The 24,530-nt window shown below is 72.6% G+C and carries 17 protein-coding genes; 5 read left to right on the top strand and 12 right to left on the bottom strand.

Going from position 1 to position 24,530, the window contains the following annotated elements; all coding sequences use genetic code 11:
• Positions 1–16: 16 nt before the first annotated feature.
• The 5 genes from WMF28_RS22150 to WMF28_RS22130 form a co-directional block, all read right to left on the bottom strand.
• On the bottom strand, positions 17–1,063 hold the full coding sequence (locus tag WMF28_RS22150; RefSeq protein ID WP_437595232.1) for a DUF4340 domain-containing protein: 1,047 nt from the start codon (positions 1,061–1,063) through the stop codon (positions 17–19).
• On the bottom strand, positions 1,060–3,063 hold the full coding sequence (locus WMF28_RS22145) for a Gldg family protein (RefSeq protein WP_437595231.1): 2,004 nt from the start codon (positions 3,061–3,063) through the stop codon (positions 1,060–1,062). Before WMF28_RS22145 ends, WMF28_RS22150 begins: the two co-directional genes overlap by 4 nt.
• Positions 3,060–3,785: an ABC transporter permease gene (locus WMF28_RS22140; RefSeq protein ID WP_437475460.1), complete on the bottom strand. Its 726-nt coding sequence runs from the start codon at positions 3,783–3,785 to the stop codon at positions 3,060–3,062. The genes WMF28_RS22145 and WMF28_RS22140 overlap by 4 nt, the downstream gene beginning before the upstream one ends.
• Positions 3,782–4,864 carry an ABC transporter ATP-binding protein gene (locus WMF28_RS22135; protein WP_437595230.1) on the bottom strand — a complete coding sequence of 361 codons (1,083 nt, stop codon included), beginning with the start codon at positions 4,862–4,864 and terminating at the stop codon, positions 3,782–3,784. Before WMF28_RS22135 ends, WMF28_RS22140 begins: the two co-directional genes overlap by 4 nt.
• Positions 4,865–5,198: 334 nt before the next feature.
• Positions 5,199–6,089, bottom strand: a complete 891-nt coding sequence (locus WMF28_RS22130; protein ID WP_437595229.1) for a hypothetical protein — start codon at positions 6,087–6,089, stop codon at positions 5,199–5,201.
• 172 nt (positions 6,090–6,261) lie between these two features.
• On the opposite strand from WMF28_RS22130, the gene WMF28_RS22125 reads away from it, so the two are divergent.
• Positions 6,262–8,202, top strand: coding sequence for a type VI secretion system Vgr family protein (locus WMF28_RS22125; RefSeq protein ID WP_437595228.1), 1,941 nt, complete (start codon positions 6,262–6,264; stop codon positions 8,200–8,202).
• Positions 8,203–8,211: 9 nt separating this feature from the next.
• On the opposite strand, the gene WMF28_RS22120 is transcribed toward WMF28_RS22125, so the two are convergent.
• Positions 8,212–10,143 carry a DUF2169 family type VI secretion system accessory protein gene (locus WMF28_RS22120; protein WP_437595227.1) on the bottom strand — a complete coding sequence of 644 codons (1,932 nt, stop codon included), beginning with the start codon at positions 10,141–10,143 and terminating at the stop codon, positions 8,212–8,214.
• Positions 10,144–10,390: 247 nt separating this feature from the next.
• Here WMF28_RS22120 and WMF28_RS22115 point away from each other — a divergent pair, with 247 nt between their 5' ends.
• Positions 10,391–10,519 carry a hypothetical protein gene (locus WMF28_RS22115; RefSeq protein ID WP_437595226.1) on the top strand — a complete coding sequence of 43 codons (129 nt, stop codon included), beginning with the start codon at positions 10,391–10,393 and terminating at the stop codon, positions 10,517–10,519.
• A 6-nt stretch (positions 10,520–10,525) separates the two neighbouring features.
• Here WMF28_RS22115 and WMF28_RS22110 read toward each other — a convergent pair whose 3' ends face one another.
• Positions 10,526–10,843: a cupin domain-containing protein gene (locus WMF28_RS22110; protein ID WP_437595225.1), complete on the bottom strand. Its 318-nt coding sequence runs from the start codon at positions 10,841–10,843 to the stop codon at positions 10,526–10,528.
• A gap of 175 nt (positions 10,844–11,018) precedes the next feature.
• On the opposite strand from WMF28_RS22110, the gene WMF28_RS22105 reads away from it, so the two are divergent.
• Entirely contained in the window at positions 11,019–12,212 is a 1,194-nt protein-coding gene (locus WMF28_RS22105; RefSeq protein WP_437595224.1) for a BMP family ABC transporter substrate-binding protein, read from the top strand.
• Positions 12,213–12,219: 7 nt separating this feature from the next.
• Here the strand turns inward: WMF28_RS22105 and WMF28_RS22100 are convergent, their stop codons facing one another.
• From WMF28_RS22100 to WMF28_RS22080, 5 genes are all read right to left on the bottom strand, one after another.
• Positions 12,220–12,894 carry a cysteine hydrolase family protein gene (locus WMF28_RS22100; RefSeq protein ID WP_437595223.1) on the bottom strand — a complete coding sequence of 225 codons (675 nt, stop codon included), beginning with the start codon at positions 12,892–12,894 and terminating at the stop codon, positions 12,220–12,222.
• On the bottom strand, positions 12,891–14,489 hold the full coding sequence (locus WMF28_RS22095; protein WP_437604296.1) for an ABC transporter ATP-binding protein: 1,599 nt from the start codon (positions 14,487–14,489) through the stop codon (positions 12,891–12,893). Before WMF28_RS22095 ends, WMF28_RS22100 begins: the two co-directional genes overlap by 4 nt.
• Positions 14,489–15,187 (bottom strand): biuret amidohydrolase, encoded by a 699-nt coding sequence (biuH, locus tag WMF28_RS22090; RefSeq protein WP_437595222.1) that lies wholly within the window; start codon positions 15,185–15,187, stop codon positions 14,489–14,491. Before biuH ends, WMF28_RS22095 begins: the two co-directional genes overlap by 1 nt.
• Positions 15,188–15,260: 73 nt before the next feature.
• Positions 15,261–16,190 carry an ABC transporter permease gene (locus tag WMF28_RS22085; protein WP_437595221.1) on the bottom strand — a complete coding sequence of 310 codons (930 nt, stop codon included), beginning with the start codon at positions 16,188–16,190 and terminating at the stop codon, positions 15,261–15,263.
• Positions 16,190–17,290, bottom strand: a complete 1,101-nt coding sequence (locus tag WMF28_RS22080; RefSeq protein ID WP_437595220.1) for an ABC transporter permease — start codon at positions 17,288–17,290, stop codon at positions 16,190–16,192. Before WMF28_RS22080 ends, WMF28_RS22085 begins: the two co-directional genes overlap by 1 nt.
• A gap of 202 nt (positions 17,291–17,492) precedes the next feature.
• Here WMF28_RS22080 and WMF28_RS22075 point away from each other — a divergent pair, with 202 nt between their 5' ends.
• Complete coding sequence (locus tag WMF28_RS22075) at positions 17,493–18,497, top strand: hypothetical protein (RefSeq protein WP_437595219.1); 1,005 nt, start codon at positions 17,493–17,495, stop codon at positions 18,495–18,497.
• A 249-nt stretch (positions 18,498–18,746) separates the two neighbouring features.
• On the top strand, positions 18,747–24,527 hold the full coding sequence (locus tag WMF28_RS22070) for an Ig-like domain-containing protein (RefSeq protein WP_437595218.1): 5,781 nt from the start codon (positions 18,747–18,749) through the stop codon (positions 24,525–24,527).
• The last annotated feature ends 3 nt before the right edge of the window (positions 24,528–24,530 follow it).

The raw sequence follows: 24,530 nt of genomic DNA, 5'->3' as shown, positions 1-24,530 counted from the left end.
TCGCGAGGCGCAGGGGCTACTTGACGACGGCGCCGACGTCCTGTTCGACCTGCTCCGCGACGCCCACGGGCACCTTGCCGTAGAGGCGGGTGCGCTCCGTGACCAGGAAGTAGTCGGGCTTGCCGCTCGCCCCGGGGGGCCCCTTCACGAGCTCGATGAAGCCGATGTCGCCCGAGCGGCCGGTGTACTCGATCCGCGCCACGACCTCCTTCTGCTCCGGGGCAGCGGCCAGGTACTCCGTGGGGCGGAGGCGGTCGAGCTTGCTCATCCAGTTGCCGACGGTCTCGTCGTTCTGCTCGGGGCTCGCTGGATCGGCCCAGAACTTCTTGCCCTCATCGCCGCTGCGCACGAGCTCGCGGCGCTTGTCGCCCGCGATGACGCGCGCCCGGGTGAGAGCGACGTCCTTCCACTCGTGCAGCTCCCGCTCCATGAGCCGCGACTCCGCGGTCTCGAGATCGCGGTAGACGTCGCCCTTGATGGCGTACACCTCGCCGGTGGCCTCGTCGCGCGCGTAGCGGTCCGCGCCGCCCGGGGTCGCGCCGCCGACGACCAGCTTGCGCTCTACGCCGCGCAGCTTGACGGTGATCGTGCCCTCCGGCTCGGCCAGGCCGAACTCGCTGGCGCGATCGTCCGCGATGCGGCCGATGGAGCGCAGGGCCTTCAGCGGCGCGATCGTCTCGGCGAGCTTGTTGCCGCCGCTCACCGAGACGAACGTCGTCGTCTTGACCGTCGGCTCCGGCTCCGCAGGCGGGTCGTCGTGCGGCTCGTCGCCGTGGTCCTCGTGGACATCGTCCTTCGGCTTGCTGGCCGGGGGCGTCGTCCTGCGCTCGGCCGTGCCGACAAAGTAACGGCCGTCCTTGTCCTTCTTCGCCTCGAGGACGACCGTCTTCGACTTGCCCTCGAAGGCGATGCGCTCGACGTCCTCGGCGCGGCCGGCCCAGACGGTCACGTCCGCGACCGAGAGCGCGGCCGCCGTCTTGTCGCGCGTCCAGACGACGACCGCGAACAAGGTCGCGACCACGAGAAGACCGAGGTGCACGAAAAAGCTGCGATCCAACCTCATGCGCGCCTCCCGCTCGCGCGCCGCCCGCGGCGCGTGATGAAGAGCCCGAGCCCAAGCACCATGGCCGGCGCCACGAGGATCGTGGCCCAGAACCAGACCTGGTCCTTCTCCTTCGTGTGCTCGATCCGGACGTCCTCGTTCGTCGTGATCTCCCCGGCGAAGCTCTCCTCGCCGCCGAGCCACCGGAACGCGTCGAGCGCGAGCACGATGTTGGGCTCGTTCCTGAATGCTGCGTCGCTGAACACGTCGGCGTCGGCGACCACGAACGCGCGCAGCTCCTTCTTGTCCTTGCCGCCACCGTCGCCGGGCGCGAGCTCCTTCGAGACCGCCGCGGCGAGGTTGTAGGCGCTCCGCTTCTCGCTCCCGTCGTCGAACTTGAAGTCGCCGTTCGCGTCGGCGAACGTCTCGCCCAGCGAGCGGACGACGAAGTCGATCTTCAGGTCGCCGCCCTCGACCTTGTCGAGCGACGACGCGCCCGGGAAGATCGTCGGCGCCTGCTGCGCGTGGCGGCTCAAGGTCGAGACCGAGGCGTGCGAGGAGTACCGCGTCGTGACCAGCATCGCGTGGTCCGAGTCGTTGAAGCGCCGCCGCACGTGGACCCGATCGTTCGCCAGCACCTCGGGCCTCCACGTGAGGCCCACGGCGCCGGCGAGCGGCGACAGGTCGACCTTGGCCTCCGGATCGAGCGCGAGCAGGAGGTGCCCGCCGTCGTCGGCGTACCGCTTGAGGGCCGCGACCTCCTCCGGCAGGAACTCCTTCTGCGGGCCGAGCACGATGACGACGCTCGCGTCCTTCGGGAGCTCGCTGCCGAGGCCCTGGGCGAGCCCGAGATCCTTGATGGCGTAGTTCTGGGACTCGAGCAGCTTGCGGAGGTTCTTGGCCGTCCGCCCCTCGGCCGCGGAGGTCGCCTCGTTCATCTCGCCGTGGCCGACCGTCAAGTAGGCGGTGCGCTGCGCGCGGATCACCTTGAGCAGCGCCTTCTGGAAGTCGGCGTCGAGGCTCTTCAGCTTGGCGCCGGCGGTCTTGATGTCGGCGCCGATGGTGAGCGTCTCGCGCGAGGTGTCGCGCGAGAGCACGAGGACGCCGTCCTGCGTGACCTTCGCCTCCTTGGCGAGCGCGGGGACGAGCAGCCGGTCCTGCATCTCCACGGTGATCTGCGGCGACGCCGCCTTCACCTCGCGCAGGTAGCCCTCGACCTCGGCGCCCACCTCGCTCAGCTGCGGGAAGAAGGCCGTGATCTTGAGCGGCTCGGTCAGGCTCTCGGCGACGCGCTTCGTCGAGTCGCCGGGGCGGGCCGTGCGGTAGTACGAGAAGTCCGCCTTGAGATCGAGCTGGCTCGCCGCGTACACGAAGAGCGCCGAGTAGACCGCCGCGAACGCGAGCGTCACGCCCGAGAGCGTCGCGGCGCGCACGCGCCGGCCCTCGATGCGCTCGGCGCGCCGCATCGGCGCGAGCGCCGCCTCGCCGAAGAACAGCGGCACCGTCGCGATGACGAGCAGCGCGATCCAGCCGACCATCGTGGCCGCGTCGATGCGCGCGCGCAGCTCGGGCGCGGCCTGCGAGACGCCGAGCAGGTCGCGCCCCGCGTCGGTCGTCGTGAAGTAGGCCGCCACCGCGACGACCCCGAGCGCCGACAGGATCGCGAGCGCGCGCTCGACGACGCGGCGCTCGCCCGCCTCGCGCACGGCCGTCGCGAAGCGCAGCGCGGTGACGAGGACGAGCGTCAGCAGCCCGAGCCCCGACAGCGCGTAGCGGAGCCCATCGATCGTGGGCACCACGCGCTCGCCCAGGAAGATGGCGAGGAGCGCGCCCGCGTACGCCGGCACCATCCAGCCCCCGGCGCTCAGCGCGGGCGCCCCGGGCTGCGCGGCGGGCGCCGGCTCGCCAGCCGGCGGGGCCTCTTGCTCCGGGCCCGGCGCCGGCGCGGCGGCGCGCTGCGCGGCGCTCGCCTCCTCGCCGCTGATCTCGGCCTCGTCGGCCTGAGTCTTCTGGTCCTTCACCGCCACCTCCGTGCTCTGAGGGTGTGGGTCGCGGCGAGCAGGAAGAAGTACGCGACCGCGACGTAGTACAGGACGTTCTCCAGCCGGAGCACGCCGTTCAGGAACGGCTTCTGGTTGAGCGGGTAGAGGTTCAGCGCGCTCACGAAGTCGTTGAGCGGCGGCGCCGTCACGCGGGCGACGAGGAACAGGAAGCCGAGCGTCCCGAGGATCGCCGCCCCGAGGATGACCGCGATGACCTGGCTCGCCGCGAGCGTCGAGGCGAAGAGCCCGATCGCGAGCGACGCGGCGCCGAGCAGCAGCACCCCGGAGTAGCCGACCAGGATGTGCCCGACGGACACCTTGCCGTTCACGAAGATCATCAGCGGCATGTAGATCGTGATCGCGGTCATCACGCCGACCAGCGCGAGCGCGGCGAGGAACTTGCCGACGATGATCTCGCCGTCGCGCACGGGCGCCGTCCTGAGCAGGATGAGCGTCCCGCTCTCGCGCTCGCCGGCGATGAGCCGCATCGAGAGGATGAGCGCCGCGACCATGGTGATGAACGCCGTGCCGTCGAAGAACTTGAGCAGCACCTCCGCCGACAGCCGCGCGCCCGATCCGAGCGCCGCGACCTGGAAGTAGATGCCGTCGATGAGCAACGCCGCGGCGGCGACGACGTACCCGAGCGGTGACCTCAGGTACGCGGACAGCTCCCGCCGCGCGACGAGCAATGTCCCTCTCATGTTTCGCCCTCGCCTTCCTCCGCCTGCTCCCCGGCAGGGGCCTTCTTCGCCTGGCCGCCGGCCCTCGCCCCGTCGGCGGCGGCGGGCCTCCCCTTCGTCGCCTGCGGCGCGCGCGTGGCGAGCCGCAGGAACACCGACTCGAGCTCGCGCTCGCTCCGCTTCACCTCGAGGATGCCGATCCCCGCCTGCACGAGCTCGGCGCACAGCGCCGCCCGCACGTCGCGATCGGCCTCGACCGCGAAGCTCACGACGTCGCTCCCCGGCTCGGTCGTGGCGAGCTGCTCGACGGACGTGACCCCCTCGATCTCGCGGGCGAGCTCGAGCGCCCGCGCCGCCTCGCCGCGCGTCACGCGGTGGCCGGCGCCCTCGGCCGCGGGGCCGCGGACCGTGAGCTCGATCCGGACGCCGTGGAGGAGCTTCGCCGAGAGCTCCTGCTCGGTGCCCTGCGCGCCGATCTCGCCGTCCCGGATGACGAGGATGCGATCGCACGTCTCGCTGATCTCGGAGAGGATGTGGCTCGAGAGCAGGATGGTGTGCTCGCCGCGCAGGCTCCGGAGCAGGGAGCGCATCTCGACGATCTGCACCGGATCCAGGCCGCTGATCGGCTCGTCGAGGACGAGCAGCCGCGGCTTGTGCACGATCGCCTGGGCGATGCCGACGCGCTGCTTGTAGCCGTGCGACAGCGCGCTGATGGGATCGGCGGCGACGTCCTCGAGCTGCGTCACCGCGAGCGCCTCGGCCACGCGCTTGTCGGCGGCGCCGGGCTCGACGCCGCGCAGGCGCGCCGCGAAGTGGAGGAACGCGCGCACGCTCATCTCCTCGTAGAGCGGCGGCCGATCGGGGAGATATCCGATGCGGGACCGCACCTCGTGCGGGTGGTCGACGACATCCAGCCCGTCCACGAGGACCCGGCCTGCGGATGGCAGGAGGTCGCAGGCGAGGATCCGGAGCGTCGTCGTCTTGCCGGCGCCGTTCAGGCCGAGCAGCCCGACGATCTCGCCCGTTTCGATGGAGAACGACAGGGGCCCGATGGCCTTCCGGTCGCCATAATACTTGTATAGGTCGCTGATTTCGATCACGGCCGTGCACCCCTCCGCGCAGGGAAGAAGCTCTCCGCGCCGGCGAACGGGACGCCGCTGAGCGCGGCGGTCCAGGCGCCAGCGGCCCCTTACAACAGCGGGTGACGGAAATCATTCCCCACGCGGCGCGAGCGGGGTCCCCCTCCGGAGGACAGCAGTCCATCCGCCGGACGCGATCGACCGGGACATGTGGCGGAGGCGGTGAGCAGAGCGACCGGGACGTGCAGGATCTCAGCGTCCGGCGAGGCGGTCGGCGCCCGGCGACGAGGGAAGAGGTCGACGTCCGGTGACGATGGGCGACGGGAGGCGAGCCGGCGGCGCGCTCGACCCGCCGTCAGCAATGCTCGGCGATGATCGCCCAGCAGGCGTCCGCGAACTCCCGGTAGGTGGAGCGCTCGAGCGTCGCCTGCTTCACCGGCATCACGTCCTGGTGCTCCGCGAGCATCGGGCGGAGCGCGCCCTCGATGTCCGCGCTCGTCTCGATCCACAGGAACTCCTCGATGCCGTCGGTGATCTGGCCGCGGATGAGCCTCGGCACCTCGCTCAGCCGGACCTTCTTCGGGCTCCGCCGCGCGATCGACGAGGCGATCTGCTCGGCGTGCGCCGGCCAGCGCTTGAGCGCCTGGTGGAACGTCGAGCCGACGAGCCTCAGGATCTGCTGCGCGAGCCTCGCCACGCGCGGGCGCTGCACGCGCTCCTCGTTCTCCGCCACCATCGCCAGGTAGTCGTCGGACAGGAGCTTGCGCAGGTCGCTCGTGAGGATCTGCTGCGACTCGGGCGTCATCCGCAGATCCGCGATGTGCGCGAGGAAGATGTCCCGCAGCATGGTCAGCCGCGCCGTCAACGAGCCGCTCGGGGTCGTGTCGAGGATCTCGGCGAGCGGGTCGATCAGGCGGCGGCCGAACGTCGTGAGGATGTGATCGAGGATCCGCTTCTGGTGCTGCTGGTGGCCGAGCACGGACAGCGCGCGGGCGATGTGCGCCTTGCTCGGGGCGTCGACGAGGATCTCCAGGGGCTGGTCCTGCGGCTTCCCCTCGTACATGCGCAGCGACGCGAACATCTCGCGGAAGGCGTCCGCCGCGGCCGCCCCCTCGCCCGACTCGCCGTAGACCCGGATGACGAGCCCCGAATCGGGGCCGGCGTCGAACAGCCGCCGGAGCTCTTCCCGGATGTCCTCGTCCGTGACGAGCGGCCCCGGGGGGAGCGACTTCCCGCGTGGATCCATGGATGCCCAGCCTACGGCAAAGTGCGGTCCACCTGAACCTCTGTGCCCGAGAAAGCGAGCTGCGCCTCGTCGTCCTCCTCGTGAGGGGCCGGAGCCGGCCTTGTGGCGCGCTCGCTTCGCCGGGTACCATCCACCGGTCGGCCCCGTCACGTCCCGTGCGGGAGGAGCGGGCATGGGAGCATGTATGGACGACGGTGCGAACCCGGCTCATCTGGTGAAGGGGAACGGCGTGGCCGGCGCGCTGAGCGCGCGCGGCGAGGCCCGGGCGGAGGTGCACGTCGCGTCCGGGGACATGCTCGATGTGCGCCAGTTCACGGTATCCGACCGCATGTCGGCGCTCTTCGAGGTGCGCGTCGTCGCCGTGTCGGACAACCCGGACATCGATTTCGAGGCCGTCATCGGCCGGCCGATGCGCTTCGCCGCGCACAGCGACAAGGTCCGCGCGTGGTCCGGCATCTGCAGCCACCTCCGGCAGATCGCCGTCGAGGAGCGCCACCTCTCCACCTACGAGCTCACGCTCGTCCCCGCGCTGTGGCTCGCGACGCAGCGGCGCAACCACCGGATCTTCCAGCACATGTCGGAGATCGACATCGCCCTGAAGCTCCTCGAGGAGCGGGAGATCGCCCCGACGCTGCGCCTCATCGGGAGCTACAGGAAGCGCAAGTACCGCGTCCAGTACGGCGAGAGCGACTACACGTTCCTCTGCCGCATGCTCGAGGACGCGGGGGTGAGCTTCTACTTCGAGAGCGGCGGCGAGAGCCGGCTCGTCCTCGACGACGGACCGCACGGCAACGCCCGTCGCCGCCCGATCGCGTTCCGCGACCACCCGACCGACGCCGACCGGGAGCACGTCACCGCTGTTCACGTCGCCCGCCGGCTGCGCCCGGGCAAGTACACGGTCCGCGACCACGACACCCGGCGACCGGCGTCGTACGATCTCGTGGCGAGCGCCTCCGGCCCGGGCGGCGTCGAGGAGCGGCTCGAGCGGTTCCACTACGTCCCCGGGGCGTTCCTGTTCGAGAGCGACCGGGGTGAGAGCACGCCTGCCGCCGATGACAAGGGCAAGTACCGCGCGGACGAGTCCGAGGGGGCCGCGCTCGCGCAGCGGCGGCTCGACGCGAAGCGCGCCTCGGCCCGCGAGATCACCTTCGAGACCAACACGATCGATCTCGCGCCGGGCACCGTCCTCTCGTTCCTCGACCACCCGAAGGCCGAGCTCGGCCCGGACAGGGCGCTCCTCGTCCTCGAGTCGACGCTCACGGGAGAGATCCCGGGCTCCCTCCGGCACGCGTGCCGGGGCGTGACCGCGGACGTCCCGTACCGCCCGCCGCTCCGCACGCCGAAGCCGCGCGTCCAGGGGGTCGAGTGCGCCACCGTGGTCGGCGCGCCCGGCCAGGAGATCCACGTCGACGAGTTCGGCCGCGTGCGCGTGCAGTTCCACTGGGACCGCGAGGGCCGCATGAACGACGGGTCGTCGTGCTGGATCCACGTGAGCCAGCCGTGGAGCGGCGCCGGCTTCGGCGGCACCAGCCTGCCGCGCGTCGGCCAGGAGGTGATCGTCGACTTCCTCGGCGCCGATCCCGACCGCCCGATCATCACGGGCCGGGTGTACACGAACCTCCAGAAGACGCCGTACAAGCTCCCCGAGAACAAGACGCAGAGCGGCTGGAAGAGCAGCTCGTCGCCCGAGACCGGCGGCTACAACGAGATCATGTTCGAGGACGCGGCGGGCAAGGAGCTCGTCCGGATGCAGGCGGAGCGCGACCTGCACAAGACCGTCAAGCGCGACGAGGAGGTCACCGTCGGCAACGATCGCGTGAGCGCGATCGGGCGCAACGAGGATCAGACCGTCGGCAACGACTTCGCGAAGCAGGTGATGAACAACGCGCGCGAGGTGGTCGGAATGAACCGATCGCGCGCCGTGGGCAACAACGAGACGGTGGAGATCGGCAGCGTGCAGGCGACCCGGGTCGGGGACAGGGTCGAGATCGTCTGCGGCAAGTCGAGCATCGTGCTCGAGAAGTCGGGCAAGATCGTGATCTCGGGGACCGACATCACGATCCACTCGAGCGGCCACACGCAGGTCTACGGCGACCCGATCGACCTCAACTAGTCGCTCTCTCTAGGCCTCCGCCGCGCTGCGCATCGCCGCGCGCACCTCCTGGGCCGCGATCGGATCCTTCACGATCCTCTCCAGCCACACGCGCCGGAGCCGGAGCAGCACGCCGTCTGGCAGGCCGAGCTCCGCGCGCGTCCGGGCGTCGTTCCCGCGCTCGGACGCGATCACGAGCCGGGCGTACTCGCCCGCCGTGATCGGCCCTCGCTCGGCCTCCAGCGCCGCGATGTACGCCCCGTCGTACGACGAGAGCAGCCGCCTCTTTCCGCGCCCCACGTCGGCGCGGATCGCGTCGAGCCAGTGCGCGTGCAGCGCCTCCCACGTGTCCGTCGAGAGCGCCTCCGCCGCGAGGATCGCGTCCAGCGCTTCGGGGCGCCTCGCGAGCCGCGCCGCGATCGCCGCGCATCGCGCGAGGGGGTACGGTTCGACCGGCAAGGTCGGCTCTGACGGCCCCTCGGCGGGCAGCGGCTCGGGGACAGCCGCGGGACGTCGTTCGGGGACGGCGGCGTCGGGCGCGGCCGCCGCCGTCCGGACGGGCTCCGCGACGCTCATCGCCGCGAGCCGCGCCGGCGGCGGGAGCGGCGTCGGCGGCGCCGGCGGCGTCGGCGGCCCTTCCTCCGGCTCGTGCTCGTGCTCGTGCGGCGCGAGCGAGCGACCGTGGGATCGCACCGGCGAGAGCGCGTGGAACGGGAGCGCGGGCCTCGGGAGCACCACGGCGGGCACGACGGTCTGCGCGGGGTCCTCCTCCTCGCCGGGGCGCGACGACGGGGGCGCCGGCGGGAAGCGCGGGTCGGCCGGCGGGAAGCGCGGGTCGGCCGGCGGGAAGCGCGGGTCGGCCGGCGGGAAGCGCGGGTCGGCCGCGTCCGGCGCGGCTCCGGCGGGCGGCTCCGGGGCGAGCTGCGCGGGGGTCTGCAGGAACGGGAGGGCCGCGGAAGGCCTCGACGAGAGCGGGGCCATCATCGTGCCCGTGAGGCTCGGCGCGAGCTCGCCCTGGCTGACGAGCACGACCCCCTCGCCCGGAGGGCGATCGAGCATGAGCTGCCCACGCCACACGAGCGCCGCGACGCCGTGATCGGCGTCGATGACGAGCGTGTCGCACCGGAGGGGGACGCGCTGCTCGACGCCGTTGAGCGCCGCGATCGCGCTCGGCGCCGGCGCGAGGAGGCGCGTCGCGAGCCGCGGGAAGCGCGGGTGCAGGTGCTCGAGCACGATCGGCTCCGTGCCCGTGAGCTCGTTCGTCACCTGATCGAGCGGCGCGACGTTGAAGTACCCGGCGTCGATGCCATCGGGCAGCGGTCGTTCGGTCCAGCGCGCGTGATCCCAGCCTGCCGCGTGCCGGCGCAGGCGCTGCGCCCGGTCGGGCCACTCCGGCCGGAGCGGGCCGAAGCCGGCGGGCCCGAGGAGACCGTGCCGGATCGCGGTCGACGACGCCATCGGCAGGAGGTTCGGCGCGCGCGCTCGCCCCCATCCATCGGCGAGCGCGCCGCTGCCCGTCGGCACGCCGACCGGGTTCGCGCTGAACGGACCTCCCGGGGCGCGCTCCCAGCGGAGCGGCACGCGCGTGAAGGGCGCGGGCTCGCCGAGCGATCCGTCCGACGCGAAGCACGAGTCGCCGCGGACCTCGATCGCCTTGTCGATGTCGCCGACGGAGAGCCGCGCGATGAGCGACGTCGCCGCGCCGGCCTCGGGCGCGTGCGCGTGGCCGACGACGAGCACCTCACCCCACCGCTTGAACGGGGCGACAGGGCCCCACGGCTCGACGAACCGCCGCTCGTCCCCCTCGTCCTCCAGCGGGGCCGCGGGGCCGCTCGTGATCGGCGACTCGAACGGCGCGAGCTCGAACAGCGCATGGCACGCGACGGTGAGCACCCACGCGTCGGGTCCGGGGCGCCATTCCAGCGCGCTGGCGCGTATCAGGCCTTGGCAGACGAGGTGCATCAGGTGAGGAACAGATGAGGAACAGATGAGGAACAGACGAGGACCAGGCGCGCGTCGGGCGTCCATCCCGCGTGCACCGGGCGACGTGCATCGCAGCGATGTCCCTCAGGATATCCGAGCCGGCAGGGCCGCGTCCGGGCGAACCTCCGCCTTCCCGCCTTCATGTGACATCTCTCCGGGCAGATGCCCCCACCACCCGGCTGCGCGTGACGGCCCCCGACGCCGGGTACGGATGTGGGATGTCCAGATGGCCGGGGAGGATGTCCAGATGGCCGGGGAGGATGTCCAGATGGCCGGGGAGGATGTCCAGATGGCCGGGGAGGATGTCCAGATGGCCGGGGAGGATGTCCAGATGACCGGACTGTGCCCCTCGTGAGGTGGATCAGATGAAGACGACGGGCTGCTCCCAGATCGCGAGGACGATGCAGCCCTCGGCGCTCGATACGCTGTGCCGGGTGCCCGGGGTGTTCACCACCAGCGTGCCGGCGCGGTGGTGCCCGCGCTCGTCCGTCTGAGAGCCAGCGAGCACGAGGATGTGCTCATGGCCGCGATGGACGTGCTGGGGCACGGACGCGCCTGGCGCATAGCGCAGGAGCGCCGCCGAGGAGCCCGCGTCGCCGCTCCCGTGAAGGCGATGGATCTCGACACCTTCCCGGAAGCGACGCCACGGGACCAAGTCCGGATGAGCGGTGAGCGCCATCACGTCTGCAACGATGAACGGCAAATGCCCAGGTGCCGCATTCCGCGTTGCTGCTGGATTCATGGACGTCATCGCGAATCTCCCATGTTGATGGAACCATGGCACGGCAAGCGGTCCGCGCTCAACGGCGATCGCGTGGGGCGCGAACAATTCATGGCCGGGAAAACTCTCGGAAATGAAGAGGCGCGTACAGATCCAGGGTGTGAAGAACACCCCGAGAACTCCGCTCCTCCCCGGTGGAGCCGACACGCCGCGCCGCCGGAGCTCTTTCGCCTTCCTGCGTCCGCTGCTCCTCTCGCTCTCGCTGCTGCCGGCGGCCGGCTGCAGCAAGGAGGCGTCCAGCGAACAGCCGCTCACGGTGGGCTTCATCTATGTCGGCCCCCGGGACGACTACGGTTACAACCAGGCGCACGCCGAGGGCGCCGCCGCGGTCGCCAAGCTGGCCGGCGTGAAGACGCGCGAGGAGGAGAACGTCGCCGAGACGGTCGCCGTGCAGAAGACCATCGAGAGCATGATCCACCTCGACGGCGCGGCGGTGATCTTCCCGACGTCCTTCGGCTACTTCGATCCGCACATCCTCAAGGTGGCGGAGAAGTTCCCGGACAAGGTCTTTCTCCACTGCGGCGGCCTCTACGACGCGTCGAAGCACCCGAGCAACGTCGGCAGCTATTTCGGTTATATCGACGAGGCCGAGTACGTGTCCGGCATCGTCGCCGGGATGACGACGAAGAGCGGCAAGCTCGGGTTCATCGCGGCCAAGCCGATCCCGCAGGTGCTTCGCAACATCAACGCCTTCACGCTGGGCGTCCGGAGCGTGAACCCGAGCGCGACGACGGCCGTGATCTTCACCGGCGACTGGTCGATGCCCGTCAAGGAGGCGGAGGCGGCGAACAGCCTCATCGACCAAGGCGTCGACGTCCTGACCGCCCACGTGGACTCGCCCAAGGTGATCATCGAGCTGGCAGAGCGCCGCGGCGTCTTCAGCACCGGTTACCACACAAACCAGGCAACGCTCGCCCCGAAGGGGTACCTGACCGGAGCCGAGTGGAACTGGTCCAAGGTATACACGGACTACATGGCGTGGATCCGCGAAGGAAAGCCGTATCAACACCTCCTGCGCGGCGGCTTCAAGGAGGGGTTCGTCAAGCTCTCGCCCTACGGGCCCGCCGTCTCCGAGGAGGCGAAGAAGAAGGCCGAGGAGGCGAAGGCGGGGCTCACGGACGGCACGCTCGTCATCTTCAAGGGGCCGGTCAAGGACAACGAGGGCAAGGTGGTCATCGCCGAGGCCGTCGAGCAGAGGCAGACCGACCTCGTGCTCGAGAGCATGAACTACCTCGTCAACGGCGCCATCGGCTCCGTCAACCAATAGACGTGGATCAGAGGGCCTCGAGGACCGCGGCGGCGGGGGCGGTCCAGCCGACGATGGCGCCCTGGGCGCGGACCATCTCCAGGGTCGCCGCCTTGAACTCGGGGAAATAGCTCTCGGTGGCGTCCTCGATCAACAGACACTCGTAACCGCGATCGTTCGCCTCGCGCATCGTGGTCTGGACGCAGACCTCGGTCGTCACGCCGGCGATGAGCAGCTGAGAGACGCCGAGCGCCGCGAGCCGGGCGTCGAGCCCCGTCCTGTAGAAGGCGCCCTTGCCAGGCTTCGGCAGGACGAGCTCCCCACGCGCCGGCGCGAGCTCGGGGACGAAGTCGTTCCCAGGCTCGCCCAGGACGAGGATGCGGCCCATCGGCCCGGTATCGCCGATCCGCATGCCCGGCGCGCCTCGAGCCCGCTTCGCGGGCGGGCAGTCCGAGAGATCCGGTCTGTGACCCTCCTTTGTGTGGATGATCGACAGGCCGCGCTCGCGGAACGCGTCGAGCAGCAGGCGGACCGTCGGCACGATGCGCTGGAGCCGGCGGACGTCGTTGCCGAGCGCCGCGCCGAAGCCGCCCGGCTCCAGGAAATCGCGCTGCATGTCGATGACGAGCAGCGCCACCGCGTCCGGCTCGGCGAGGCGGAACGGGCGCGGGCTCGCCGCGATCTCGGGGGCCCGCGCCGTCATCGGTGCCCCGCCATCGCGCGCCCGATCTCCGCGACGTCGGCCGAGGCGATCGGCGACTCGTGGACGATGCGGCCCTCGCTCATCACGAGGACCCTGTCGGCCAGGGCGAAGATCTCGTCGAGATCCGCGCTCACGAGGAGGACGGCCGTGCCGCGGTTGCGCGCCAGGAGGATGCGGGAGCGGATCTCGGCCACGGCCGCGAAATCGAGCCCGAAGCACGGATTGGCGGCGATGAGGAGCTCGATGCCCTCGCCGGAGCCGAGCCCGAGCTCGCGCGCGAGCACGGCCCGCTGCACGTTCCCGCCGGAGAGCCGGCCGATCGGCGCGTCGACCGAGGGCGTCTCGACGGCGTACTCGGCGACGAGGCGCTCGGCCGACCGCCGCAGCGCGGCGCGGCTCACGCCGAAGCGGAGCGCGGTGAACGGCGGCCTGTCGAAGGCGCGGAAGCCGAGGTTCTCGGCGACCGACATCGCAGGCACGCAGGCGTTGCGCAGCGGCTCCTCGGGCAGGCACCGCACCCGGTGCGCCCGGGTCTGCTCGCGTCCGGCGCCGTACGGCTCGCCATGGACGAGCACCTTGCCCGCCCGCGCGGCCCGCTGGCCCGCGAGCACCTCGACGAGCTCCTCCTGCCCGTTGCCCGAGACGCCGGCGATCCCGACGATCTCGCCGCGGCGGACCGTGAGCGTCACGCCGTCGAGCGCCGGCCGCCCGCGGCCGTCGGTCGCGGCGAGCCCCTCGATGCGCAGGACCGGCTCCCCGGCGGGCGCGTCGCCGCGCGCCGCGGAGACGCGCGCCGGCTGCGCGCCGACCATCATCTCGGCCATGGCCGCCGGCGTGAGATCCCGGGCCTCTCCCCGGCCCGCGACCCGGCCGCGCCGCAGCACCGTGACCTCGTCGGCGAACGCCGTCACCTCGCGGAACTTGTGCGAGATCATGAGCACGCTGATCCGCTGCTCGTCGGCCATCCGCCGGAGCATCCCGAGCACCTCGTCCGCCTCCGCGGGCGTGAGGACCGAGGTGGGCTCGTCGAGGAGGATGATCCTGCTGCCGAGGTAGAGCTGCTTCAGGATCTCGAGCTTCTGCTTCTCGCCCGCGGACAGCTCGCGCACGGTCCACTCCGGATCCATCCGGAAGGGCATGCGCGCCATGAACGCGCGGATCGCCTCGCGCTCCTTGCGCCAGTCGATGACGGGGGGGAGCGACGGGCGCGCGAGCACGAGGTTCTCGGCGACCGTCATGTTCATCACCAGGGTGAAGTGCTGGTAGACCATGCCGATCCCCAGCGACCGCGCCTCGCGCGGGCTCCTGATGGACAGGGCGGCGTCGCCGACCCGCACCTCGCCCGCGTCGGCCGGGTGATAGCCCATGATGCACTTGACAAGCGTGCTCTTGCCGGCGCCGTTCTCGCCGAGGAGCGCGTGGAAGCTCCCGGGCGCGAGGCGCAGCGACACGTCGTCGAGCGCGAGCAGCGGCCCGAACCGCTTCGTGATCCCGGCGGCGGAGAGCGCCGGGGGCGGCCCGAGCGGGCCGGCGGCGCGGGCGGCGGCGGCGCGGGTCGGCCTCGCCGCCGGGCTCGAGAGGACGCGCGGGGCCATCACGACGCGAGCGCCTCCAGGAGCGCCGCGGAGGTCGAGACCGCGCCGAACACGCCGTTCTGCATCGTGATCATCTTCAGGGCCGCGGCGTGGTTGCCGGGGTCCGTGGCGGCGCAGCAGTCGGAGAGCAGCACGCACTCGTAGCCGCGATCGTTCGCCTCGCGCAGGGTCGTGTGCACGCAGACGTCCGTCGTGATCCCCGTGAGGATCAGGTTCTCGATGCGGCGCTGGCGGAGGATGAGATCGAGGTCGGTCGCGCAGAACGAGCCCTTGCCCGGCTTGTCGATGATCGGCTCGCCGGGCAGGGGCGCGAGCTCCGGGATGATCTCCCAGCCCGGCTCTCCCCGGACGAGCACCCGCCCGCACGGCCCCGGATCCCCGATGCCGACGCCCGTGCCGCGCCCGCCGTCGGTCCGGCGCGAGCGCCACCGCTTGTTCGCCGGGAGATCGGAGAGGTCCGGCCGGTGCCCCTCGCGCGTGTGCAGGACGTGGACGCCACGGCGGCGCACCTCCGCGAGCACGCGCTGGATCGGCGCGATGCAGGCCCGCGTCAGCGAGATGTCATATCCGAGCCGATCGATGTACCCGCCCTTGCCGCAGAAGTCGGTCTGCATGTCGATGACGATGAGGGCCGTCGTCTCGGGGCGGAGCTCGCCGTTGTACGGCCAGGCGTAGGGGTCAGCGGCCACGTAGGTCATGCGTCGAGTCCTCCTGTCGTTCAGCGTTTCGCAGCGTTTCGCGTGGTTCCTGGGGTGTTCGCGTCTTCAGGGCTCATCGGGCGAGCGTGAGCTCGGCGGGCTGGTCGCGCAGGGGCCGGGTCGCGGAGCTCGCGGCGACGAGGATGGCCAGCGTGACGATGTACGGCGCGGCGTTGAAGAGGTGGTATCCCCAGGTGACGCCCACCGACTGGAGCGCCGGGCCGAGCGCGCTCGCGCCGCCGAAGAGGAGCGAGGCCGCGAGGCAGCGCACCGGGTTCCAGCGCGCGAAGATGACGAGGGCGACGGCCATGAGCCCCTGTCCGCTCGACAGGCCCTCGTTCCAGCTGCCGGGATAGAAGAGCGAGAGGAACGAGCCGCCGACGCCGGCCAGGAAGCCGCCGGCCATCGTCGCGCGCCGCCGGACGAGGTTCACGTCGACCCCCATCGCGCGGGCGCTGTCGGCGCTCTCGCCGACGGTGCGGAGCACGAGCCCGGAGCGGGTGCGGCTCAGCATCCAGAGCAGCAGCGGGGCGAGCGCGGCGCCGATGAGGAAGAGGGCGTTCACCTCGAGCGCGGCGCGGACCTGCGGCAGATCGCTGAAGGAGCCGAGCGAGATCGCGGGCAGGCGGGGCGCCGTCGGCTGGATGAGCGGCTTGCCGAGGAAGAAGGCGAGGCCGACGCCGAAGAGCATGAGCGCGATGCCGACCGCGATGTCGTTGACCCGCGGCTTCGAGCACAGCCACGCGTGCAGCGCGCCGAGCGCCGCGCCGATGAGGCCGGCGGCGAGGACGCCGAGCCAGGCAGAGCCGGTGAGGTAAGAGACGCCGTAGCCGCCCATCGCGCCCATGACGAGCGTGCCCTCCAGGCCGAGGTTCACGCGGCCGCTCTTCTCGGTGAGGCACTCGCCGAGGCTCACGAAGAGGAAAGGCGTGCTGATGCGGATGGCCCCGGCGGCGACCGCGAGGGGGATGCCCCAGAGACCCAGCGCCGTTGCGTCGCTCATCACGCCACCGCCGATGCCGGCGCCGCCTGCCGGACCTCGGGCGCGCGGGCGGCGCGGGGGCGCCCGTGGAGCGTCTCGCTCGCGAGGATCGCGATGAACAGGATCCCCTGGAGCACGGTGACCGTCGCGTCGGGGAGCTGCGCGGTGCGCTGCAGCAGGCCGCCGCTCGCGCCGATGCCGCCGAGCAGGAGGGCGACCGGCAGGATCGCGAGCGGGTCGTGGCGCGCGAGGAACGCGACGAGGATCCCGGTGGTCCCATAGCCGCTGATCAGCGACGCGCTGGCGCGGCCGTGGACGGCCGCGACCTCCACCATGCCGGCGAGCCCAGCGCTCGCGCCGCCGAGCATGCAGGTGATCACGACGAGGCGCTTGACCGGCAGGCCGGCGAGGAGCGCCGCGCGGACGTTGCCGCCGCTCATCGCCGCGGCGAAGCCGAACGTCGTCCGGTGCATGAGCACGTAGCAGAGCGCGCAGGCGAGCACGCCGTAGGCGAGGCCCCAGTGGACCTCGACGCCGGGCAGGCTCCCCAGCGCGTTCTCGGCGCCGATCGGGGCCGTGGACGGCTTGTTCAGGCTCGCCGGGTCGCGCAGGGGGCCCTCGACGAGGTGGTTCAGGATCGCGATCCCGATGTAGTTGAGGAGCAGGCTGCTGATCGTCTCGCTCACGCCGCGGTACACGCGCAGCGCGCCGGCGAGGCCGATCCAGAGCGCGCCGGCGGCGAGCCCCGACAGGAGCATCGCGGCGAGCACCGCGACGGGCGGCGCGCCGAACGCCCGCGAGGCCAGCGCCGCCGACGCGGCCGAGAGCCCGCCCACGACGACCGCGCCCTCGCCGCCGATGACGATGAGGCCGAGGCGCGCCGGGAGCGCCGTGCAGAGCGCGGTCAGCATGAGCGGCGCGGCGCGCAGGAGGGTGTTCTGGAACGAGAACCACGTGCCGAAGGCGCCGCGGTACATCTCGTAATAGACGCCGAGCGGGTTCGCCCCCTGGGAGGCCACGAAGGCGCCGAACACGAGCAGCGAGGCCGCGAGGGCCCCGACGGGGATGGCGATCGCCTCGGCGGTCTCGCGCCCGAGCAGCGCTTGCGGGAGGAGCTTCACGCCGCCGAGGATAAGGCCTCCACTATTTCCGCCATTTTTCGGGGACCTTGCGGGGCGTGACACTGCGGTCCGAGGGATGCTGCGATGTGGTGGCCGCGGCGACCGCGAACGATCCGCACAGCGCGCCCCTCTCTCGCCCGGTCCCGGCCTTGCACGCGGCGCACGTCGGCCCGGTGAGCCCGGAGCCGGAGGTGTCTTTGGCATGCGGTGCGACCGATCGTTCCTTCTCGTCCTGAGCGCCGGCGTCCTCCTGGCGACGCGCCCGACGGGCGCCACGGGCGCCGTCGAGCGGACCTGTCCATCGAGCGCGACCCTCGAGGCGCTCGTGGCGTGCCTTCGCGACCAGATGCCCAGCCGGGGATCAGGGACGTTCGTCGCCCCGAGCTTCGCGGAGATGAGCGCCTGGCGGAGCGTCGCTTCCGCCATGATGCGCGGCGATTGCGGCTTCGCGCTCCCTTACAGCCTGTCGCTCTTCGTGCAGATCCGGCGCTTCCGCGACGCGGACAACGGCCGCAGCTACTGCGTGCTCATGGAGACCGCCGACTGGAACGGGGACGGGGTGGTCGATCGGGGCTTTGGGGCCTTCATCGTCGACGCGAGCGCCGAGCGGGAGCTCAGCCACCAGGTGTCGCACCCGATCGCGGACGCAGGGACCGAGACGCAGGCCGTCACCGTCTTCAAGAAGACGAGATCCCGCACCTTCCTCCTGGCCGGCGCGCACCGCGACGCGAGGCCGGGCGAGGGCGGATTCCACGGCTCCTCGGCGAGCTCGGACGCCACCCGCAACGCGGCGACGATGTTCCACACAACGCATGTGGAGGTCATGGCCCACTACGGGGAGAAGCCGTGGTGGGCCATTCAGTGGCACGGCATGGCCGAGGACACGTGCGCGCCGGTGGATGTGCACCTCTCTCACGGCGTGGACACGCCCCCCGCGGGGGAGGACAAGATCCTGGAGCTCAGGAAGAACCTCCTCGCCCGCGAGCCGACATGGCGGATCGGCGTCGCCGGCAGCCGTGCGTGCTCGCTGAACGCGACGAGCAACGTCCAGGGGCAGCTCCTCAACGGCGCGCCGATGGAGTGGGGCCTCGGCAGCGCGGCGGCGCCCCTTCCCCGGCGATCTCGGCGATTCGTGCACATCGAGCAGCACCCCGGGTTTCGCGATCCGGAACGGTGGATTGCCCCGGTGCTGGCCACCTGGCCGTGAGCCCCATTCCATGGGGGTGGGGCATTGGCCCGGAGAGGTGTCACATGAAGGCGAGAAGGCGGGAAGGTATGAAGATCATTGATGATTTTCTTCCCGCCTCCGCGCCTTCATGTTCGGACGACCCCACCCCATCGTCCGCCGCGTCCCGGAGCTCCCCCGGTGTGTCCCGCCTGCCACATCGCGCGCCCGGCTTCCGCCGCGGACAGGCCCCTTGCGCCCGCGGCATCCCCATTGCTGAGTCGCGGGACCATGCTCGCCGCTCCGCGCCTCCGGTTCGCGCCTGCCGCCCTGGCGGCCATCGCCCTCAGCCTCGCGTGCGTTCAGGGCGCGCGCGCCCCCAACGTTCCGCCGCGCGGCACGCTCGCCCCCGGAGCGCTCGATCCGGGCGCCAGGGCCGCGGAGGGGCCGTTCGCGGTGGTGTTCGGCGCGCCCCGCGGGCAGACGACGAGCCCGGCCGAGATCAGCCTCGTCTTCAACCGGCCCATGCGGCCGCTCGACCTCGCCGGCGGCGAGGCCGCCGCTCCCGCCATCCTCAAGCCGCCCGCGCCGGGGAGCTGGCGCTGGGTCGGCACGAGCGGCCTCACGTTCGCCCCCGAGGGGCGCCTGCCGCGCGGCACGGCGTTCACCGTCGAGGTCCCGGCGGGCACGCGCGCGCTCGACGGCAGCGCGCTCGCCGAGCCCTACGTGCTCACCTTCCGCACCGAGCTGCCGAGCGTCGCGCGCGTCGAGCCGTGGTCGGGGAGGGACGACCTCAGGCCGGACGCGCGGTTCGAGCTCAGGTTCAACCAGCCGGTCGAGACCGCCGAGGTCGCGCGGAGCGTGTCCATCCGGGCGGCCGGCCTCGCGGCCAAGGTGGCGTTCGACGTCCGGCGCCCCGACCCGAAGAACGAGATGCTCGCCGAGATCGTCCCGCGCGCGCCGCTGCCGCGCAACAGCGATGTCGAGGTCGTCGTGGCCGGGAGCCTCCGCGGCAGCGAAGGGCCGCTGCCGGCCGGCGAGGAGCAGCGGTTCTCGTACCGCACCTACGGGCCGCTCCGGGTGCTGCGCCATGAGTGCGATCGCGACACGCCGCAGGGGGCCTGCGCGCCCGACGGGGGCTTCGCGCTCTCCTTCTCGAACCCCGTCCGCTTCGCGGACGCGAAGCGGGCGATCTCGGTGGAGCCCGCCGTCAAGGTGACGTGGCCGACGTGGCTCGAGGACGACACGCTCACGAGCCGCCTCTACCTCGGCGGGCGCTTCGTGCCGGGGCGCAGCTACCAGGTGCGCGTCGCCGCCGGCCTGCGCGACCAGCACGGACAGGCGCTCGCCGGCGCCGTCACCGAGCAGGTCGCGTTCGGCGATCGCTGGCCCGAGGCGCAGATAGGCCTCACCGGGAGCATCTTCGAGCCGGCGCAGCGGCGCGAGATCCCCGTCGTGTCCGTGAACGTGCGCGAGCTCTCGCTCGCGCTCGGCGCGATGACCGAGGAGGCGGTGCTCGCGCTGGAGGCCGACCCGCACAGCCCGGGGCGGAGCCCGAAGATGAGCGAGATCGCGGCGCTGCCCGCCGGCAAGGAGTCGGTCCTGCGCCCGGCCGCCGCGACGAACGCGCCGGCGACGCACCTCGTGCGGGCCAGCGAGGTGCTCGGCGGCGAGGGCAAGCGCGGGCCGCTCGCGATCGGGATCAGCTACACCGGCCGGCCAGGGACGCGGCACGCGCGCACCGCCTCGGAGGCGGTGATCGCGCAGGTGACCGACCTCGGGATCAGCGCGAAGGTGTCGCCGAACGGCTCGGTCGTGTGGGTGACGCGCCTGTCGACGGGCGCGCCGGTGCCCGGCGCCAGCGTGTGGATCCGGACCCCGGGCGCGCGCGCGCCCGCGGCGGTGCTCACCGACGCCGAGGGGTTCGCGACCGTCCCCGCGACGGCGTACAGGCCAGGCGCCGCGTCCGGCCCGGAGCGCGGCGTGATCTTCGCGCGCTCGGGCGAGGACTGGACGTACCGCCGCGTGGCCGACGCGCTCAGCGGGTGGCGCTTCGGCGCGCCGTCCGACTTCAGCGAGCCGCGCCCGTTCGGCATGGTGTTCTCGGATCGCGGCATCTACCGGCCGGGCGACACGGTGCGCGTGAAGGGGATCTTCCGCGAGGAGGCGGCGCGGGGGACGAGGACGCCGGCGGGCAAGAGCGTCGCGTTCAAGGTGGAGGGGCCCGACGGCGAGGCGCTCGTCACCCTGTCGCCGTCGCTCAGCGCGTTCGGCACGTTCTCGGCCGACGTGAAGATCCCGGAGACCGCGCGGCTCGGCACGTACGGCCTCGCCGCGACGGTCCAGGGGGGCGAGGCGGGGTGGCCGGACGTGACGGGCAGCGTCGAGGTCGCCGAGTACCGCCCCGCCGAGTTCAAGGTGGGCGTCGAGAGCGACAGGCCGAGCTACGTCCGCGGCGACAAGGCGCGCTGGATCGCGCGCGGCGACTACCTGTTCGGGGCGCCGATGACGAACGCGGAGGCGCGGCTCTCGGTGACGCGGGCGCCGTCGGCGTTCTCGCCGCCGGGGATCGAGGGCTTCACGGTCCGCGAGGACGAGCTCACCGACGCCGAGCTGGACCGGGCCCCGCGCGAGTTCGAGGTGCAGAGCGGGCGCGAGAAGCTCGACGCGGCCGGGCAAGCGGCGATCGGCGCGGCGCTCGCCATGCCCGGGCAGCGCGGCACCGAGCTCGTCACGTGCGAGGCGGAGATCACGGACGTGTCGCGCCAGGCGATCGCCGGGAGCTCGACGGCGCTCGTGCACCCGGCCGAGTTCTACGTCGCGCTCAAGGAGCCCGATCGCTTCGCGAAGGCGGGCGACATGCTCCGGCCGGAGATCCTCGCCGTCGATCCGAAGGGGGCGCGCGTCGCGCAGGTCGCCGTCCGGGTCGAGCTCGTGCATCGGACGTGGACGCTCGCCCGCGCGGAGAGCGGCAGCGCGTACCGCAGCATCAGCGTGCCGGTCGACAAGGTCGTCGCGCGGTGCGGCGTGACGACGGCGGCGACGCCGCGCAGCTGCGAGCTCGCGGTGCCCTCCGGCGGCTACTACCTCCTGCACGCGACGGCCAAGGACCGCCGCGGCAACCCGGTCGGCGCCGCCGCCGGGGTCTACGCGCTCGGCGAGGGGGGCGGCGGCGGCTTCGGCGACAGCGACGAGCTCAAGGTCGAGCTCGTGCCCGACAGCGACAGCTACGAGATCGGGCAGACGGCGCGCGTGATCGTGAAGTCGCCGTTCGCGTCGGCCGACGCGCTGGTCACGGTCGAGCGCGCCGGGATCTCGTCGCACCGGATGGTGAAGCTGTCGGGCGCCATGCCGGTGATCGACGTCCCGATCACGGAGGACCTCCGGCCGAACGCGTTCGTCTCGGTGCTGATCCTGCGCGGGCGGACGAAGCCGCCGCCCGCGCTCGGGAAGGGGGGGGTGCCCGGGCCCGACGTCGGCGCGCCGGCGTTCCGCCTCGGCTACGCGCCGCTCCGCGTGAACCCGGAGGCGCAGCGGCTCGCGGTGCGCGTCCGCCCGGACAAGGCGGACGCGCGCCCCGGCGATCCGCTCCGCGTCGACGTCGACGTCCGCGATCGCGAAGGCCAGCCCGCGCGCGCGGAGGTGACGCTCTACGCCGTGGACGAGGGCGTGCTCTCGCTGACCGGCTACGCGACGCCGGATCCGATCCCCGTGTTCGGCGCGCCGCGCAGCCTGAGGGTGGCGACGGTCGAGACGCGCGAGGCGCTCGCCCGCGTGCGCAACCCGTTCGCCGATCTCGGCGCCGACAAGGGGCGCGCGGGCGGCGGCGGCGCCCAGGGCAGCACGGGCGTGCGCCGCGATTTCCGCCAGAGCGCCTACTACCACCCCGCGCTCGTCACCGACGCCTCCGGGCAGGTGCACGCGAGCTTCAAGCTGCCGGACTCGCTCACGACCTACCGGATCATGGCGGTCGTGACCGCCGAGGACGACCGCTTCGGCTACGGCGAGTCCCGCGTGACGGCGAGCCAGCCGCTCATGGCCCGGCCGGCGCTGCCCCGCTTCCTCCGCGCCGGCGACGCGATCGACGCCGGCGTGGTCGTCACGTCGAAGGGGCTCGCGAAGCCGACGACGGTCGAGGTGGAGGTCGCCGCGTCCGGGCTCACGCTCCAGGGCAGCGCGAAGCGCGCGGTCGAGCTCGCCCCGGGCGGGTCGGCCGAGGTCCGCTTCGCGCTCTCGGCGCCGCGGGCCGGCCCGGCGACGCTGCGCTTCCGCGCGACCGGGGGCGGCGCGTCGGACGTCGTCGAGGTGACCCGCGAGGTCAGGGCGCCCATGTCGCCGGAGGCCGTCGCGCTCTACGGCGACACGACCACCGCGAGCGCGGAGAAGCTCGGGGACCTGTCGGCGATCCGCGACGACACCGGCGGGCTCACGGTGAGCCTCGCGCCGACCGCGCTCGTGGGGCTCGGCGGCGGCGTGGAGCAGCTGATCGAGTACCCGTACGGGTGCACCGAGCAGCTGACGAGCCGGCTGGTGCCGCTCCTGTCGCTGCGCGATCTCTCGAAGGCCTACGGGATCGCGCTGCCGAAGGACCTCACGGCGGTGATCGGCAAGACGGTCCGGGAGATCCTCTCGCACCAGCGCGGGGACGGGGGCTTCGGTTTCTTCGCCGAGTCGGACCGGGCGGACCTGTGGACCACCGCGTACGCGCTGTGGGGCCTCACCGAGGCGAAGCGCTACAGGGTCGCGGTGCCGGCCGACGCGCTGGAGCGCGCGACCTCGTTCCTGCGCGCGCGGCTCAACGAGGCCGGCGGCGATCCGCTGCTGCGGGCGACGGCGCCGTTCATCCTCGACGTCCTCGCGGCGAGCGGCGCCCCCGACCCAGGGCGCGCGAGCCAGCTGTTCGACGAGCGCGACAAGCTGCCGCTCTTCTCGAAGGCGCTGCTCGCGCACGCGATGGTGATCGGCAAGAGCGACAGGGCGGCCGTCGACGAGCTCGTGCGCGAGCTCGAGGGCGCGCTGCGCCTCGACGGCCCGATCGCGCGGGCCGTCCACAACCACGGCGACGCGTACGCGGTCCTCATGGACTCCGAGGCGCGCACCTCGGCGCTCGTGCTGCGCGCGCTGCTCGCGGCGCGGCCCGCGCACCCGCTCGGGCCGCGGCTCGCGGCGGGCCTGCTCGCGGATCGCCGCGGGGGCACGTGGCGCAGCACGCAGGAGACGGCGTGGGCGCTGCTCGCGCTCGACAAGTACCGCGCGGCGCAGGAGAAGACGGCGCCCGACTTCGACGCGCGGGTGTTCCTTGGGCAGGCGGAGCTGTTCTCCGCCCCGTTCCACGGCCCGACGACCGAGCAGGTCAAGACGTCGATCCCCGCGGCGCGGCTCGCGAGCGCCGCGGGCGCGCCGCTCGCGTTCACCGTCGACGGGCGCGGCCGGCTCTTCTACGAGGCGCGGCTCCGCTATGCGCGCAAGGAGCTCCCGACGGCGGGGATCGATCGCGGCTTCTATATCGAGAAGTCGCTGCGCGCGCTCGCGCCCGAGGACCTCGCCGCCGCGCTCGGCGGCGGGGCGCCGGACGGCGCGCCGCGTCGACCCGGCGCGGCGCCCTCGTCGCTCGCCTTCGCCGGCAGCGACCTCGTGCTCGGCGAGATCCTCGTCGTGACGCCCTCGCCGCGCGACTTCGTTGTCATCGACGATCCGCTGCCGGCCGGCCTCGAGGCGATCGACGCGCGCCTCGCCACGTCCGCGCGCTCGCTCGACGTCGACGCGGCGGAGGGCAGGGCAGACGACGACGACGACGACGATCAGGACGACCTGCGCGCGACCGGCCGCGCGTACAACCCGAGCCGCTTCGTCCGCGAGGTGCGCGACGATCGGGTCCTGTTCTTCGTCGATCACATGGCGGCCGGGATGTACCGGTACCGCTACCTCGCGCGCGCCACGACGCTCGGCTCGTTCGTGGTCCCGCCCGCGCGCGCGGAGGAGATGTACAGCCCCGAGGTCTTCGGCCGGACGGGCGCCCTCGCGGTCAAGGTCGGGAGCCGGACGCCGGACGCGGCGCCGCGTCCGCGCTGAGCC

Origin of the sequence: Sorangium sp. So ce590 (assembly GCF_051521365.1) — a bacterium.
GTDB lineage: Bacteria > Myxococcota_A > Polyangia > Polyangiales > Polyangiaceae > Sorangium.
The sequence above is the reverse complement of the archived record's forward strand: the minus strand, read 5'-3'. Positions and strand labels throughout refer to the sequence as shown.